Consider the following 14,975-nt stretch of genomic DNA (forward strand, 5'->3'; position numbering starts at 1 on the left):
TCCACACCGAACGGGAAGGCCCTCACCCGTTCAAGATCCCTCAGCTGAGACCTGGCTCACCCGTCCACAACCTCCCGAGACAGAACAGCTAGCCGAGGCGGGGTATCTCGATCGCGGGGCAGCGGTCCATGACCATGTCCAGTCCGGCGTCGCGAGTGCGCTCGTACGCGGCCTCGTCGATGACGTCGAGCTGGAACCAGACGGCCTTGGCACCCTTGGCGACGGCCTCGTCCGCGACCGCTCCGGCGAGGTCGCTGTTGACGAAGACGTCGACGACGTCCACGTCGAAGGGAATCTCGGCGAGGGAGGCGTAGCCCTGTTCGCCATGGACCGTCTCCGCCTTGGGGTGGACCGGGACGACCCGCTTGCCGAAGCGCTGCAACACCTGGGCGACGCCGTACGCCGCGCGCCGCTGGTTCGACGAGAGGCCCACCACCGCCCAGGTGTCGCCGAGTTCGGTGAGGATCCTGCGAACCGTTGCCTCGTCGCCGTACACCCGGGCCTCCCTGAGCGTCGTGAAGTGCTGTCGGAGGCGACAACCGAAGCCCTCGCGTCGGCATTCCTGAACGCGGCACGCCCTTCCACGGCGGCGGCGAGGAGCCGTTGAATCCCCCGCGCGTGTCCGGAATCCGCGCCGGATGCCTGCGTACGCGCGTGTGCCCGCCTACGCTCACCCCGTGCTGCGCATCACCGACGCCCGAACCCGCCAGTCCGTCGAGGCCGCCCCCGCCCGCAGGGGGCTGACCCGGATCGAGGCCCATGTACCGAGCTTCGACACCGGCGCCCTGCGTGTGCTGCTCGTCGCCGATCTGCTCGTCCGCGCGCTGGAGCTGGGCGGTACCCCGGCGTGGGGGGTGCTGACCGGCGAGCGGGAGCAGTCGGAGCTGCGGGCCGGGTCCGCCGCGCTCGGTGTGCGTCCGTTCGAGGACCGCCGGGACGTTGGTTCCGGGCTCGGAGAGGGGCAGGTCGTCCATGTCGTCGCCGAGGGCGGCGCCTCCCCCGAGGGGCTCAGGGTCGTCGTCGCCCCGGTCGAGCCGGAGGAGCCCGGCGTGACCGAGGGTGCCGATCCGACGGCCCTGCGCCTCGCCCTGATCTCCCGGCGCCACGGCGAGCCCGTGCGGCTCGACCGCGCAGCCCTCGCGGACGCCCACGCCACCCTCGTACGCTGGCGGCACGCGGTCGCCGCCTGGGCGCGGCAGCCGTCACGGCCCGTCCCCGACGAGGCGCGCACCCGCCTCCGTACCGCCTGGGAGGACGATCTGGACATCCCCGCCGTGCTCCAGGCACTGACCTGGGTGGAGACCTCCGCCGACCTGCCGGAGGGCGCCCGCTTCGAGACGTACGCCTACGCCGACCGGCTCCTCGGCCTCGAACTCACCCGCGACCTGGGGTCCCCGTCGTGATCGCGCGCGCCGGAGCCGGTCCGCTGCGCCGCCTGGTGGTGCTGCGGCACGCCAAGTCGGCCTGGCCGGACGGCGTCCCCGACCACGAGCGCCCGCTCGCGCCGCGCGGCAGACGTGACGCGCCCGCGGCCGGCCGCGCACTGGTCGAGGCGGACTGCCTGCCCGACCTCGCCCTGTGCTCCACCGCCGTACGCGCCCGCCAGACCTGGGAGCTGGCCTCGGCCCAGTGGGGCACACCGCCGCCCGTACGGCGTGACCCGCGGCTGTACGCCGCCGATGTCACCGACCTGCTGGGGGTCGTGCACGAGGTGTCGCCCGAGGTGGAGACGCTGCTGCTGATCGGGCACAACCCCGGCCTGGAGGACCTGGTCCTGGAACTCGCCGGGGACAGCCTGGACGACGCGCTGGACGAGGTACGGACGAAGTTCCCCACCTCGGCGATCGCCGTACTGGCCTGGCACGGCACCAGCTGGCAGGCCCTCGCCCCCGGCACCGCGCTGCTGACCGGGGTGATCGTGGCACGCAAGAAGGACCGCTGACCACCGGCGATGACATCGGGGGCAGGGGGGGCCTGCGCGTCGGCGCCGAGGTGGCGTCACTCATCTACCGGAACGGGTGGGGTGGAACCGTGGTCGATGTCGTGCGTGTCATGGAGGCGCTGGCCGAGCAGGGCGTCACGGTGCTGTTCAAGGCGGATGCGGAGCGCATGCGTGACGGAGTGCGGCCGTGGACCTTCGTCGCGAGCGGTGCTCCTTTCCACGAGAACCTGCTCGTGCGTACCGATGCCGCCTCGGTGGAAGCGTGTCTGGAGATCTGCCTGCCGCAGCTGCGCGAGCGCGGACTGGTCGTCCCTGGGTGACGGCCCGGTTGACTAGGCTGACCGGATGCAGGACGAGTACCGCACTGTCGCGCGCGTGGGTGTGCATGAGATCGAGGTCAACCGGTCGCGCTTTCTGTGCGCGCTCGCTCCGGCGGGCAGCGAAAAGGAGGCGCAGGACTTCGTCGCCGCCGTCCGCAAGGAGCACGCGGACGCCACCCACAACTGCTGGGCCTACGTCATCGGTGCCGACGCCTCCGTCCAGAAGGCGAGCGACGACGGCGAACCGGGCGGCACCGCCGGCGTCCCCATGCTGCAGATGCTGCTGCGCCGCGAGATGCGGTACGTCGTCGCCGTCGTCACCCGCTACTACGGCGGCGTCAAACTCGGTGCCGGCGGACTCATCAGGGCGTACGGCGGCGCGGTCGGCGAGGCCCTGGACACCCTCGGCACCCTCACCCGCCGCCGCTTCCGCCTCGCCACGGTGACCGTCGACCACCAGCGCGCCGGCAAGGTCCAGAACGACCTGCGGTCCACGGGACGCGACGTGCGGGACGTGCGCTACGGCGAGGCGGTCACCATCGAGATCGGCCTCCCGGACGCCGACGTGGACGCCTTCCGCGCATGGCTGGCCGACGCCACGGCCGGGACGGCGGGCTTTGAACTCGGCGGAGAGGCCTACGGAGACGCCTGACGTACCGGATGAAACGGTCGTAACGGACGGGCGCAGTACGGCTCATGACGGGCTGATACGGGAGTAACCACCCGTGATGTCGGACCCGGCCGTTAGTCTCGGGGATCATGAGACTGCTGCACACTTCCGACTGGCATCTCGGCCGGGCGTTCCACCGGGTGAACATGCTCGGTGCCCAGGCCGAGTTCATCGGCCACCTCGTCACGGCCGTGCGCGAGCACGCCGTGGACGCCGTGGTCGTGTCGGGAGACGTGTACGACCGCGCGGTGCCGCCGCTCGCCGCGGTCGAGCTGTTCGACCACGCCCTGCACCGCCTCGCCGACCTCGGCGTGCCGACCGTGATGATCTCCGGCAACCACGACTCGGCCCGCCGCCTCGGCGTCGGCGCCGGACTCATCGGACGCGCCGGTATCCATCTGCGCACCGAGCCCGCGGCCGGCGGAACGCCGGTGGTCCTGGCGGACGAGCACGGGGACGTGGCCTTCTACGGACTGCCCTACCTCGAACCCGCCCTGGTGAAGGAGGAGTTCGGCGTCGAAAAGGCGGGGCACGAGGCGGTGCTCGCCGCCGCCATGGAGCGCGTCCGTGCCGACCTCGCCACCCGCGCGCCCGGCACGCGCTCCGTCGTCCTCGCCCACGCCTTCGTCACCGGCGGGGAGGCCAGCGACAGCGAGCGCGACATCACCGTCGGCGGGGTCGCCGCCGTACCCGCCGGTGTCTTCGACGGCGTCGACTACGCGGCACTCGGCCATCTGCATGGCTGCCAGACCATCACCGAGCGCGTCCGCTATTCCGGCTCCCCGCTGGCGTACTCCTTCTCCGAGGCCGACCACCGCAAGACGATGTGGCTCGTCGACCTCGACGCCCAGGGCGCCGTCACCGCCGAGCGCATCGACTGCCCGGTGCCGCGCCCGCTGGCCCGCATGCGCGGCCGGCTGGAGGATCTGCTCGCCGACCCGGACCTCACCCGGCACGAGGACGCCTGGGTCGAGGCCACCCTGACCGACGCGGTCCGCCCCGCCGACCCCATGGCCCGGCTCACCGAGAGCTTCCCGCACACCCTGAGCCTCGTCTTCGAACCCGAGCGGGCGCCGGACGACCCCGACGTCTCCTACGCCCGGCGCCTCGCCGGCCGCAGCGACCAGGAGATCGCCGAGGACTTCGTCGCCCATGTGCGCGGCGCCGGACCCGACGAGCGCGAACAGGCAGTGCTGCGCGACGCCTTCGACGCGGTGCGCGCCGGCGAGGCCGTGCGGGAGGTGGCCCGGTGAGGCTGCACCGGCTGGACATCACGGCCTTCGGACCCTTCGGGGCAGCCCAGTCCGTCGACTTCGACGAACTCTCGGCCGCCGGCCTGTTCCTGCTGCACGGCCCGACCGGGGCCGGCAAGACGTCGGTTCTGGACGCCGTTTGCTACGCCCTCTACGGGACGGTCCCGGGAGCCCGCCAGAGCGGCCAGGGCCTGACCCTGCGCAGTGATCACGCGGCGACGGCCACCCGCACCGAGGTCACCCTCGAACTGACCGTCGCCGGACGCCGGTTGGAGGTCACCCGGCAGCCTCCCTGGGAGCGGCCCAAGAAGCGCGGCTCCGGCACCACGCTGGAGAAGGCGCAGACCTGGCTGCGCGAGTACGACACCACGACGGCCGCCTGGAAGGACCTCAGCCGTTCCCACCAGGAGATCGGTGAGGAGATCACCCAGCTGCTCGGTATGAGCCGCGAGCAGTTCTGCCAGGTCGTGCTGTTGCCCCAGGGCGACTTCGCCCGCTTCCTGCGCGCCGACGCCGAGGCGCGCGGCAAGCTCCTCGGCCGCCTCTTCGACACCCACCGCTTCGCCGAGGTGGAGAAGCGCCTCGCCGAGAGACGGCGTGCCGCGGAGGCCCGGGTGCGCGAGGGCGACGCCGAACTGCTGGCCGACGCGCACCGCATGCAGCAGGCCGCGGGCGGTGCGATGGAACTGCCCGAACTCACGCCGGGGGAGCCGGGGTTGGCGGAAGCCGTCATCGCGGCCGCCGCCGTCGCCCGCAGCACCGCCCGCGAACAGCTCACGATCGCCCACCTCCGCCTCACCTCCGCGGAGTCCGCCCACGCGGCGGCCGAGCGGGTGCTGGACGACGCACGCGAACTGGACCGGCTCCAGCGGCGGTTCACCGAGGCACGCGAGCGTGCCGCGCGGCTGGAGGAGCGCGCCGACGCCCACCGGGAGGCCCAGGCGCGCATGGAACGCTCCCGCAAGGCCGAAGCGGTGGCACCGGCGCTGGACCTCCGGGAGGCCACGGACGCCGAGCACCGCAGGGCGGCGGAGGCGGAGGTACGCGCGCGTGCGCTGCTGCGGAACATCCTGGAGCCGGCGGAAGGACTCACCGACGCCGGTGCCGTCTCTCTCGCCGCCGCCGCTCGCCGTGCCGCCGAGGAGCTGGGTGGCCTGGAGTCCGCGCGACGGGCCGAACAGCGGCTGGCCGAGCTGCTGAAGGAGCGGGAGGGGCTGGAGCGGCAGGAGAGGGCCGACGAGGACGTCCTGCAGGAGGCCGAGGCGTGGCTCGCCGGGTGGGACCAGACACGCACGGCACTCCAGGGCGTTGTCGAGTCCGCGCAGGAAGCCGCCGCCCGGGCCGAACAGCTCGCGGTGCAGCGGGACCCCGCCCGCAGGCGCCTCGCCGCCGCCCGGCAGCGCGACCAGCTCGGCCGGGACGTCGACGACGCCCAGCGCCAGGTCCTGGCGGCCACCGAGTCCGCGCAGAAGGCGCGCGCCGAATGGCTCGACGTGAAGGAACAGCGGCTGAACGGCATCGCCGCCGAGCTGGCCGCCCAGCTCACGGACGGCGAACCCTGCGCGGTCTGCGGCGCCGTCGAACACCCCGCGCCCGCCCGCAAGGACGCCGGGCACGTCGGCCGGGAGACCGAGGAGCGTGCCCTCGCCGCCTACCAGCACGCGGACGAACAGCGCACCGAGGCCGAGCGGCGCCTGGGTGTCGTACAGCGCGCCCTGGCCGCCGCCCAGGGCGAGGCCGGTGACACACCGACCGAGCAACTGGCGCTCCAGGCAGACGAGTTGGAGCAGCAGTACATGGAGGCGCGCGCCGGAGCGTCTGCCCTGTCCGGCGCCCACGAACAGCTGCGGCAGACCGAGCAGGAACGCGACCGGCGTGTCTCCGCCCAGCAGGAGGCCGCCGTACGCGCCGCCTCCCGGGTCGCCCGCCGGGACGCTCTGGACCAGGAACGGGCCGCTCTCGATGCGGAGTTGACGCAGGCCCGCGGTGCCGCCGGGAGCGTCGCCGCCCGCGCCGCCCAGCTCGAACGCCGGGCCGCCCTGCTCACCGACGCCGCCGACACCGCCCGCGCCGCCGAGGACACCGCCCAGCGGCTCAAGGACGCGGACGCCCGGCTCGCCGACGCCGCCTTCCGGGCCGGCTTCGAGACCCCGCAGGCGGCGGCCGCCGCGCTCCTCGACGACCACGCCCACCGCGAGCTGCAACGCCGCCTGGATGCCTGGCAGTCCGAGGAGGCCGCTGTACGCGCCGTCCTCGCCGAGGCCGACACCGCGGCCGCCGCCCAGCAACCGTCGGCCGACCTCGCCTCGGCGGAACGGGCCGCCGCCGAGGCGGGCCGCCGGGTCCGCGAGGCCGCCTCTGCGCGCGACGCGGCGGCCCGCCGCTGCACCGAACTCGACCGACTCTCCGCTCGCTCGGCCGCGGGGCTGCGCCGGCTCGCCCCGCTGCGGGAGGAGTACGACCGGGTGGCCCGTCTCGCCTCCCTCACCGCCGGCACCTCCGCGGAGAACGACCGCAAGATGCGCCTGGAGTCGTATGTGCTGGCGGCCCGCCTGGAGCAGGTCGCCGCCGCGGCGACCGTGCGGCTGCAGCGCATGTCCTCCGGCCGCTACACCCTCGTCCACTCCGACGACCGCACCGGACGCGGCCGCAGCGGTCTCGGTCTGCACGTCGTCGACGCGTGGACCGGCCGGGAGCGGGACACCTCCACGCTGTCCGGCGGCGAGACGTTCTTCGCCTCGCTCGCCCTCGCCCTCGGCCTCGCGGACGTCGTCACGGACGAGGCCGGCGGGGTCCGCCTGGACACCCTCTTCATCGACGAGGGCTTCGGCAGCCTGGACGACCAGACCCTGGACGAGGTGCTGGACGTGCTCGACTCACTGCGCGAACGGGACCGCAGCGTGGGCATCGTCAGCCATGTCGCCGACCTGCGGCGGCGCATCCACGCCCAGTTGGAGGTGGTGAAGGGCAGATCCGGGTCGACGCTGCGGCAGCGCGGTCACTGACCTAGCGCGCGGCGCGGCAGCGGCGAGGAGTACACGACGCTCGTCGTCACCGAGCCCAGCGTGCCGATCTTCCCCGACACCTCCTCCAGGTGGCGCATCGAGCGGGCGGCGACCTTGATGACGAAACAGTCGTCGCCGGTGACATGGTGCGCCTCGAGGATCTCGGGCGTCACGGCGACCAGATCGTGGAACGGTTTGTAGTTGCCGTTGGGGTACCGCAGGCGCACGAACGCCAGGATCGGCAGGCCCAGCCGCTCCGGGTCCACCACGGCCGCGTAGCCCTGGATGACACCCGCCTCCTCCAGCCGCCGCACCCGCTCGGTGACGGCGCTCGGCGACATGGAGACGGCCCGCGCCAGCTCGGCGTAGCTGGCGCGTCCCTCCCGCTGCAGGACGTCCAGGATGCGCCAGTCGGTGGCGTCCGGGGAATACGTAGTCATCCCGGATAGATAGCAGGGGAATCCCCGGCAAATCAAGGGATGTTCCGGGGAACGGCACTTCAGAGAGCGGACGTCCGCTCGTAGATTTCAGGCATGACCACCGACACCGCGAACCCCGTCCTCCGGGTCGCCCCCGCGGCCCCGGCGCAGGCCGCCGCCTACTTCCGCGCGAGCCTCGCCTTCCACGCCGACGTCTCCGACGTGGCCGCCGCGCTGGCGGCCGACGGCGGTCCCGGGTTCGTCCTCGTGGACTCCCGCTCCACCGAGTCCTGGGACCAGGGCCACATCCCCGGCGCACTCCACCTGCCCACCGCGCTCATCCCCGAACGGGCCGAGCAGCTCCTCGACAGGTCCGTGCCGGTCGTCACGTACTGCTGGGGCCCGGGCTGCAACGGCGCCACTCGCGCCGCGCTCGCCCTCGCCGAACTCGGCTACCAGGTCAAGGAGATGCTCGGGGGCTTCGAGTACTGGGCACGGGAGGGCTTCGCGTACGAGACCGGAGGGGGCTCGGAGCGCCGGCCGGCGGACCCGCTGACGGCGCCGGTGCGGGGCGGGGAGCCAGTGCTATGTCACATACCACTGGCACTGTCACTGCCCGCGGCACCGACCCCGACAGACTGCGGCTGCTGATCCCCCGAACCGCCCCGGGCGACCATGACGGTTGGGGGCTCCGTGCGCGACCGCCGCCGGTGACTCCGTGCGCGACCGCCGCCGGTGACTCCGTGCGCGACCGCGGCGGGTGCCCCCGAGCGTGGCCGCTTCGAGTGACCTCAGAGCGCGACCGCTGCCTGTGCCCCCCCTGCGTGCGCGACCGCTGCCTCTGCCCCCTGCGTCCGCGACCGCCGCGGGTGACCCCGTGCGCGACTGCGGCGGGTGTCCCCGAGCATGGCCGTCGGCAGCGACCCCAGAGCGCGACCGCCGCCAGTGACCCTGCGCGCTGCCGCCGCGAGTAGCCGCTGCGGAGGCTTTGCGGACGGCGGGCACCGGCGATCTCCGCTCGCGTCCCGTCCGTGTACGGTTCTGCGCCATGGTGCGATACGCGGATCCCGGAACGCTGGAGTGGGTCGAGTCGGGCGGCGGCCCGCTCATAGCCGTGCCGGAGACGGTGCTGCCGTTCTGGGCGGGCGCCGACGGCGAGGAGGCCTCCTCCGACTACGACCGCGCCTGCGAGGTCGAAGGCGTGGTGGGACTGCTCCCGGTCGGTGACTCGGCCGCCCTCGTCCTAGGCGACGAACCGGCCTCGACCGCCTATCTGCCCGAGCACGCGGCCTTCGTGCGCTGGTGCGCCGCCAACTCCGAGGACGAACTCCTGGCCGGCGTCCCGGCCGCCCTCGCCACCGCGGACTGGAAGGACGAGGTGAGCTGGGACGTGCCGGGCACCGTCGTCCTGTTCGACTCCGCCTGGCCGGGCAGCGAGACGGAGCGGACGGAGAGCCTGAAGGTCGCACTCGAACCGGGCCGCTACGCGGTCCGCGCGGCCAACGTCCAGCCAGGGCCCGAGACCTGGCTGGGCCTCGTACAACTGCGGCGGATCGAGAAGGGCTGACAGCGGGCGCCGTAAATCCACGTGCGATCCGCGGGCAACGTCCGGATCATGGTGGCCCATGCCCCCACTTCCGCACCCCGCCCCCGAAGACCTGCGCCGTGATCCCCTGCCGCTGCGCGGACGCACCGCCCTGGTCACCGGTGCCAGCAGACGCGACGGCATCGGACATGCCGTCGCCCGGCGGCTGGCGGCGTACGGCGCGAGCGTCTATCTGCACCACCATGTGCCGCACGACGCCGCCATGCCCTGGGGCGCCGACCGCCCCGAGGACGTCATCGCCTCCGTGCGCTCCGCGCTCGGCGATCCCGACGCGCAGGTCTTCGCGGGCCCCGGCGACCTCACCGACCCTGCCGCGCCCGCCGAGTTGATCGCGACGGCCGCGTCCGCGCTCGGCGGCGGGGTCGACATCCTCGTCGCCAACCACGCCCTCAGCGGCAGCGACGGCACCCTCGACACGATCGACGCCGCGATGCTGGACGCGCACTGGGCGGTCGACACCCGTTCCGTGCTGCTCCTCGTCCAGGCGTACGCCCGTCTGCGGGCTCAACTCCCGCCGCGCACACCCGGTGGACGCGTCGTGATGATGACCTCCGGGCAGGACCTCGCGGGCGGTATGCCCGGCGAGATCGCCTACGCCCTGCAGAAGGGCGCCCTCGCCTCCATCACCCGCTCCCTGTCGACGACGCTCGCCGAGCACGCGATCACGGTCAACACCGTCAACCCCGGCCCCGTGGACACCGGTTACGCGACCGGAGAGGTGTACGAAGCCGTCGCCGCCCGCTTCCCCGCCGGCCGCTGGGGCATGCCCGACGACCCGGCCCGCCTCATCGCGTGGCTGGCCACGGACGAGGCGGACTGGATCACCGGCGAGGTCGTCAACTCGGAAGGGGGCTGGCGGCGTTGATCACAGACCGGCCAGCTCGTCCACCAGGTCGTCGAGGCCCAGCGAGCCCTGCGAGAGCGCTGCCATGTGCCAGGTCTTGAGGTCGAACGCGTCGCCCTTGCGCTCGCGCGCCTTCTCCCGGCCCAGCAGCCAGGCGCGTTCGCCCAGCTTGTAGCCGATGGCCTGGCCCGGCATGGACAGGTAGCGGGTCAGCTCGCTCTCCACGAAATCCGCGGGACGGCTGCTGTGCGAGCCGAAGAACTCCTGCGCCAGCGCGGGCGTCCAGCGCTCCCCGGGGTGGAAGGGGGAGTCGCCGGGGATCGTCAGCTCCAGGTGCATGCCGATGTCGATGATCACGCGGGCGGCCCGCATCATCTGCGCGTCCAGGTAACCGAGCCGGCGCTCCGGGTCGGTGAGGAAGCCCAGCTCGTCCATCAGCCGCTCCGCGTACAGCGCCCAGCCCTCGGCGTTGGCGCTGACCATGCCCACGCCGGCCTGGTAGCGGGAGAGGTCCGCGGCGACGTGCTTCCACTGCGCCAGCTGGAGGTGGTGACCGGGCACGCCCTCGTGGTACCAGGTGGACACCAGGTCGTAGACGGGGAAGCGGGTCTGGCCCATGGTGGGCAGCCAGGTGCAGCCGGGCCGGGTGAAGTCGTCCGAGGGGGGCGTGTAGTACGGCGCCGCCGCGCTGCCGGGAGGGGCGATCCGGGACTCGACGCGCCGTACGCGTTCGGCCAGGTCGAAGTGGGTGCCGTCGAGCTTCTCGATCGCCTCGTCCATCAGGGACTGCAGCCAGCGCTGGACCTCGTCGACGCCCTCGATGTGCGTGCCGTGCTGGTCCAGGTGGGCGAGGGCCACCCACGGGGTCTCGGCACCGGGCAGGATCTTCTCGGCCTCGGTCCGCATCTCGCCCAGCAGCCGGTGGTACTCGGACCAGCCGTACGCGTACGCCTCGTCGAGGTCGAGGTCGGTGCCGTTGAAGTAGCGGACCCAGCGGGCGTACCGCTCGCGGCCCACCACGTCCGGTGCGCCCTCGACCGCCGGGGCGTACACGTCCCGTACCCAGTCGCGCAGGGCGACGACGGCCTCGCCGGCCGAGCGGGCCGCCGCGTCCAGCTCGGACCGGAGCGCCTCCGGCCCCGAGGCCGCGTACTGCTCGAACCAGCCGTGCCCCGCGCCGTCCGCGTCGGCCCACTGGCCGAGCTGCTGGACGAAGGTGGCGGTGGCCCGGGGTCCGCCGTACAGCTTCTTCTCCAGCCCGAGGGCCAGGGACTCGCGGTAGCCCGCCAGCGCGGCCGGCACCGCGCGCAGCCGCTCGGCGATCGCCGCCCAGTCCTCCTGCGACTGCGCCGGCGTCACGGTGAACACCTGCCGGACCGCGTGCGCGGGGGAGCTGAGGTTGCTGACGGCGCGCAGGCCCTCCTCGGCCTCGTGCACGGCGAGCCCGGCGGTCAGCCGCTCGCGCAGCAGACGCGCGCACCGGCGCTCGATGTCACTGTCCGCGCCGGGCAGCCGCTCCGCCTCGGCGAGCCGGAGCAGGGTCGTGCGCGACAGCTCCGCCTGGGCCTCCTCACCCGCGGGCGACAGGTCGGGCAGCCTGCTCGAACTCTCCTTCACGCCGAGGAAGGTGCCGGTGATCGGATCGAGGGCGACGAGGTCGTCGACGTAGGCGTCGGCGACCTCACGGGGCAGCGGGCTCTTGATCTCAGACATGGGCCCATCCTCGTACGACGGCCCGCCGCACGTCACCCCGATTGAGCCGACGGCGAAGGCGGGAGCAGGGGCCCGCAGTCCCACTGCTGGAAGATCAACCGCGTCTCCACGCGCGCCACTTCACGCCGTGCCGTGAACGCGTCCAGCACCAGTCGCTGCAGATCCGCCATGTCGGCGACGGCGACATGGACCAGATAGTCGTCGGGCCCGGTCAGATGGAAGACGGTACGGGACTCCGGAAGCGCCCTGATCCGCTCCACGAACGGCCCCACCAACTCCCTCCGGTGCGGCCTGACCTGCACCGACAGCAGGGCCTCCAGCCCCCGCCCCAGCTTGGCCGGGTCGAGCCGCAGCTGATGCCCGAGGATCACGCCTGCCCGCCGCAGCCGGGTCACCCGGTCCAGACACGTCGACGGCGCCACCCCGACCTGTGCGGCGAGATCGCGGTACGTGGTCCGGGCGTCGTTCTGCAACAGCCGCAGCAGATGCAGGTCCACCGGATCCAGTACGACGGATTCACCCATCACCCGAACGTAGCACGGGTCTCACCCCGCGTCTGCCGCCCGATGTTCACCCTTCCCTGCATGGACTCCACGAGAGCACTGGCCACCGAGGCCGTCCACGCCGGCCGCGACGACCTCGCGCGGCAGGGCCTGCACGCCCCGCCCATCGACCTGTCGACCACTTACCCGTCGTACGACAGCCGTGGTGAGGCCGCTCGCATCGACGCCTTCGCCACCACCGGCGCCGAACCGGAGGGCCCGCCGGTCTACGGCCGCCTCGGCAACCCCACCGTGGCCCGCTTCGAGACCGCCCTGGCCCGTCTGGAGGGCACCGAGTCCGCGGTCGCCTTCGCCAGCGGCATGGCCGCGCTGAGCGCCGTCCTTCTCGTACGGGCGTCGATGGGCCTGCGTCACGTGGTCGCCGTACGACCCCTGTACGGCTGCAGCGACCATCTGCTGACCGCCGGCCTGCTCGGCACCGAAGTGACCTGGACCGACCCGGCCGGCATCACGGACGCCCTGCGCCCCGACACCGGACTGGTCATGGTCGAGTCGCCGGCCAACCCGACCCTCGCCGAGGTCGACCTGCGGGCCGTGGCACACTCCTGCGGCTCGGTCCCCCTCCTGGTCGACAACACCTTCGCCACCCCGGTCCTGCAGCGCCCTGCCGGACAGGGCGCCCGACTGGTCCTGCACAGCGCCACCAAGTACCTGGGCGGCCACGGCGACGTGCTGGCGGGCGTGGTGGCCTGCGACGAGGAGTTCGCCGGCCGCCTCCGCCAGATCCGCTTCGCCACCGGCGGCATCCTCCACCCCCTCGCGGGCTACCTCCTCCTCCGCGGCCTCGCCACCCTGCCGGTCCGCGTCCACGCGGCCTCCGCCACCGCCGCCGAACTGACCCGCCGCCTCACCGCCGACCCCCGCGTCACCCGCGTCCACTATCCCCGCGTCGGCGGCGCGATGATCGCCTTCGAAACCACGACCGACCCCCACGAGGTGATATCCGCGGTCCGCCTGATCACCCCCGCGGTGAGCCTCGGCAGCGTGGACACCCTGATCCAACACCCGGCTTCCATCAGCCACCGCATAGTCCACGAACAGGACAGACGGCACGCAGGCGTGAGCGACCACCTGCTGCGCATGTCAGTGGGCCTGGAGGATGTAGAGGATCTCTGGGCGGATCTGAATCAGGCGTTGGGCCCGCGCCCCTTCAGGGGCGCGGGGCTGTATCGATATGCGGCTCCGCCGCGGGGCGCGACCAGCCACAACGCACCCGCAGAGGCCACTGAAGCAGAACCCCCTACGGCGCTTCCGCCCTCGTAATCACCCGCGCGTCCACATCCAGCCGAGCCGTGATCACCAGAGTCCCCTCCTCAACCTGATAGTCGAGAGGAACCCCCAACCCCCGCATGGCAGCAACCATCCCGGTATTGGACGCCTGCGTGACGGCATACACACTCTCGCACCCCGCAGCCAACGCCATCCCCACCAGCCTGCGCAGCAACTCCGCTCCGACCCCCCGCCGCTGCCACTTGTCCTCCACCAGCAGCGCGACCTCGGTCTCGTCGCCGTCCCACAACAGGTGCCCGAGCCCGACGATGCGCCCGGACGCGCTCTGCACGGCCAGCGTCCGGCCGAACCGCGGGTTCAGCAGGTGGTTCAGATAGCGGTCCGCGTCCCCGACCGGCCCGTGGTACCGCAGCCCGAGTGTCCGCGCGGAGCACCGCTCGTGCATCTCCCTCGCGGCCTCCAGATCCCGCGTGTCCGCCCGCCGTACGGTGATGTCGTTGCCCTCCGGCAGCGTCAGCACGTCGTGGCTGTGCGGCAGGCGGGGGCCGAGCCGCGCGTCCAGTTCCACCAGCGCCCGCGCCCGCGCGAACTCGGTCGGGGTGAACGGCAGGTACGGCCGCTCCACGGTGATCACTCCGCCCTCCGGCGCCCGCAGCCGCATCACGGTGTCCTCGAGCACGCCCTCCACCGGCACGCCCTCCGCTGCCCGCCCGCCGCCGATCGGCACGGCGGGCGTCTGCCGGATGGTGCACCGACCCACCAACTGCCGGAGCGCCAGCGGCAGTTCGGCCGCGTCCAGGGCGGTGCGTGCGGCCAGGCCCAGCACCCGGGTCGGTGCGTCCACCAGGTCATGGGCGTCGGCCCGCTCGATCCACGTGTCCGCGCCGCCGGCCGCCGCGACCACCCGGGTGAGCTCGGACGCCTCCAACTCGCCGGGGGCCCGCAGCAGGAACTCGTCCACCGTGCCCTCGGCCAGCGGATGTGTCTGCAGGCTCAGGATGTCCACCTGTCGTCCGGCCAGTGCCGTGCACAGCACGGCCAGCGATCCGGGTTCGTCCTTCACGGTCGTGCGCATACGCCACAGCACACCGGCGCGGGGCCCGGCCTGCTGCGCGGGCGGCAGCGACCGGGCGTCGGTATCGCTTGTCGGGGGCGCGTGACCGTGGCGGCGTGACCACCAACTGTGGAACATCGTGGCAAGGCCGACGAGGTTCTTCCGCTTCGCACGCGTCACATCAGATATTTCTTGACTCATACAGCCACTGTGAAGGAAACGTGTTGCGTGATCACGAACGCACTGTGACTGATGGGTAAAGCGTGCTTATGTACCTTTTGGTTGAATCTTTTCCTTCGTCAGGGCCGCGCACCGAGGGATGACGCCGGAACGCGGCCCTGGGACGAGGGTACGGG

15 protein-coding genes are annotated in these 14,975 nt (G+C 72.9%); 10 read left to right on the forward strand and 5 right to left on the reverse strand.

Features of this window, described 5'->3' with window-relative positions:
- Positions 1 to 88 precede the first annotated feature (88 nt).
- Positions 89 to 496 carry a CoA-binding protein gene (locus tag ABZZ74_RS34315; protein ID WP_356771711.1) on the reverse strand — a complete coding sequence of 136 codons (408 nt, stop codon included), beginning with the start codon at positions 494 to 496 and terminating at the stop codon, positions 89 to 91.
- A gap of 142 nt (positions 497 to 638) precedes the next feature.
- On the opposite strand from ABZZ74_RS34315, the gene ABZZ74_RS34320 reads away from it, so the two are divergent.
- From ABZZ74_RS34320 to ABZZ74_RS34345, 6 genes are all read left to right on the forward strand, one after another.
- Positions 639 to 1,403, forward strand: coding sequence for a hypothetical protein (locus tag ABZZ74_RS34320; RefSeq protein WP_356771712.1), 765 nt, complete (start codon positions 639 to 641; stop codon positions 1,401 to 1,403).
- On the forward strand, positions 1,400 to 1,942 hold the full coding sequence (locus tag ABZZ74_RS34325) for a histidine phosphatase family protein (RefSeq protein ID WP_356771714.1): 543 nt from the start codon (positions 1,400 to 1,402) through the stop codon (positions 1,940 to 1,942). Before ABZZ74_RS34320 ends, ABZZ74_RS34325 begins: the two co-directional genes overlap by 4 nt.
- 89 nt (positions 1,943 to 2,031) lie before the next feature.
- Complete coding sequence (locus ABZZ74_RS34330) at positions 2,032 to 2,262, forward strand: hypothetical protein (RefSeq protein ID WP_356771716.1); 231 nt, start codon at positions 2,032 to 2,034, stop codon at positions 2,260 to 2,262.
- Between the two features lie 25 nt (positions 2,263 to 2,287).
- Positions 2,288 to 2,914 (forward strand): YigZ family protein, encoded by a 627-nt coding sequence (locus ABZZ74_RS34335; protein WP_356771718.1) that lies wholly within the window; start codon positions 2,288 to 2,290, stop codon positions 2,912 to 2,914.
- 107 nt (positions 2,915 to 3,021) lie between these two features.
- Positions 3,022 to 4,185, forward strand: a complete 1,164-nt coding sequence (locus ABZZ74_RS34340; RefSeq protein WP_356771720.1) for an exonuclease SbcCD subunit D — start codon at positions 3,022 to 3,024, stop codon at positions 4,183 to 4,185.
- Complete coding sequence (locus ABZZ74_RS34345) at positions 4,182 to 7,190, forward strand: SMC family ATPase (protein ID WP_356771722.1); 3,009 nt, start codon at positions 4,182 to 4,184, stop codon at positions 7,188 to 7,190. Before ABZZ74_RS34340 ends, ABZZ74_RS34345 begins: the two co-directional genes overlap by 4 nt.
- Here the strand turns inward: ABZZ74_RS34345 and ABZZ74_RS34350 are convergent.
- A complete protein-coding gene (locus ABZZ74_RS34350) occupies positions 7,184 to 7,630 on the reverse strand; it encodes an Lrp/AsnC family transcriptional regulator (protein WP_356771724.1) in 447 nt (148 codons plus the stop codon). The genes ABZZ74_RS34345 and ABZZ74_RS34350 overlap by 7 nt on opposite strands.
- Before the next feature lie 93 nt (positions 7,631 to 7,723).
- Here ABZZ74_RS34350 and ABZZ74_RS34355 point away from each other — a divergent pair, with 93 nt between their 5' ends.
- The 3 genes from ABZZ74_RS34355 (at position 7,724) to ABZZ74_RS34365 (ending at position 10,080) form a co-directional block, all read left to right on the forward strand.
- Entirely contained in the window at positions 7,724 to 8,260 is a 537-nt protein-coding gene (locus ABZZ74_RS34355; RefSeq protein WP_356771726.1) for a rhodanese-like domain-containing protein, read from the forward strand.
- A 397-nt stretch (positions 8,261 to 8,657) separates the two neighbouring features.
- A complete protein-coding gene (locus tag ABZZ74_RS34360) occupies positions 8,658 to 9,176 on the forward strand; it encodes an immunity 21 family protein (RefSeq protein ID WP_356771728.1) in 519 nt (172 codons plus the stop codon).
- 58 nt (positions 9,177 to 9,234) lie between these two features.
- Positions 9,235 to 10,080 (forward strand): SDR family oxidoreductase, encoded by an 846-nt coding sequence (locus ABZZ74_RS34365; RefSeq protein ID WP_356771730.1) that lies wholly within the window; start codon positions 9,235 to 9,237, stop codon positions 10,078 to 10,080.
- On the opposite strand, the gene ABZZ74_RS34370 is transcribed toward ABZZ74_RS34365, so the two are convergent.
- Positions 10,081 to 11,772, reverse strand: a complete 1,692-nt coding sequence (locus tag ABZZ74_RS34370; protein WP_356771732.1) for a DUF885 domain-containing protein — start codon at positions 11,770 to 11,772, stop codon at positions 10,081 to 10,083. It lies immediately after the preceding gene.
- 32 nt (positions 11,773 to 11,804) lie between these two features.
- Complete coding sequence (locus tag ABZZ74_RS34375; RefSeq protein ID WP_356771734.1) at positions 11,805 to 12,296, reverse strand: Lrp/AsnC family transcriptional regulator; 492 nt, start codon at positions 12,294 to 12,296, stop codon at positions 11,805 to 11,807.
- Between the two features lie 60 nt (positions 12,297 to 12,356).
- Here ABZZ74_RS34375 and ABZZ74_RS34380 point away from each other — a divergent pair, with 60 nt between their 5' ends.
- Positions 12,357 to 13,598, forward strand: coding sequence for a PLP-dependent transferase (locus ABZZ74_RS34380; RefSeq protein WP_356771736.1), 1,242 nt, complete (start codon positions 12,357 to 12,359; stop codon positions 13,596 to 13,598).
- Here ABZZ74_RS34380 and ABZZ74_RS34385 read toward each other — a convergent pair.
- Entirely contained in the window at positions 13,576 to 14,820 is a 1,245-nt protein-coding gene (locus ABZZ74_RS34385; RefSeq protein ID WP_356771738.1) for a GNAT family N-acetyltransferase, read from the reverse strand. The genes ABZZ74_RS34380 and ABZZ74_RS34385 overlap by 23 nt on opposite strands.
- Positions 14,821 to 14,975: the final 155 nt, after the last annotated feature.

Source organism: Streptomyces sp. NPDC006476 (genome assembly GCF_040612015.1).
Classification (GTDB): Bacteria; Actinomycetota; Actinomycetes; order Streptomycetales; family Streptomycetaceae; genus Streptomyces; species Streptomyces griseorubiginosus_B.

What these genes read in the sequence shown, in the direction of transcription:
- ABZZ74_RS34320 (WP_356771712.1), top strand. Translation starts at nt 639, where the DNA reads ATGCCTGCGTACGCGCGTGTGCCCGCCTACGCTCACCCCGTGCTGCGC.
- ABZZ74_RS34335 (WP_356771718.1), top strand. Translation starts at nt 2,288, where the DNA reads ATGCAGGACGAGTACCGCACTGTCGCGCGCGTGGGTGTGCATGAGATC.
- ABZZ74_RS34340 (WP_356771720.1), top strand. Translation starts at nt 3,022, where the DNA reads ATGAGACTGCTGCACACTTCCGACTGGCATCTCGGCCGGGCGTTCCAC.
- ABZZ74_RS34350 (WP_356771724.1), bottom strand. Translation starts at nt 7,630, where the DNA reads ATGACTACGTATTCCCCGGACGCCACCGACTGGCGCATCCTGGACGTC.
- ABZZ74_RS34355 (WP_356771726.1), top strand. Translation starts at nt 7,724, where the DNA reads ATGACCACCGACACCGCGAACCCCGTCCTCCGGGTCGCCCCCGCGGCC.
- ABZZ74_RS34360 (WP_356771728.1), top strand. Translation starts at nt 8,658, where the DNA reads ATGGTGCGATACGCGGATCCCGGAACGCTGGAGTGGGTCGAGTCGGGC.
- ABZZ74_RS34365 (WP_356771730.1), top strand. Translation starts at nt 9,235, where the DNA reads ATGCCCCCACTTCCGCACCCCGCCCCCGAAGACCTGCGCCGTGATCCC.
- ABZZ74_RS34370 (WP_356771732.1), bottom strand. Translation starts at nt 11,772, where the DNA reads ATGTCTGAGATCAAGAGCCCGCTGCCCCGTGAGGTCGCCGACGCCTAC.
- ABZZ74_RS34375 (WP_356771734.1), bottom strand. Translation starts at nt 12,296, where the DNA reads ATGGGTGAATCCGTCGTACTGGATCCGGTGGACCTGCATCTGCTGCGG.
- ABZZ74_RS34380 (WP_356771736.1), top strand. Translation starts at nt 12,357, where the DNA reads ATGGACTCCACGAGAGCACTGGCCACCGAGGCCGTCCACGCCGGCCGC.
- ABZZ74_RS34385 (WP_356771738.1), bottom strand. Translation starts at nt 14,820, where the DNA reads ATGAGTCAAGAAATATCTGATGTGACGCGTGCGAAGCGGAAGAACCTC.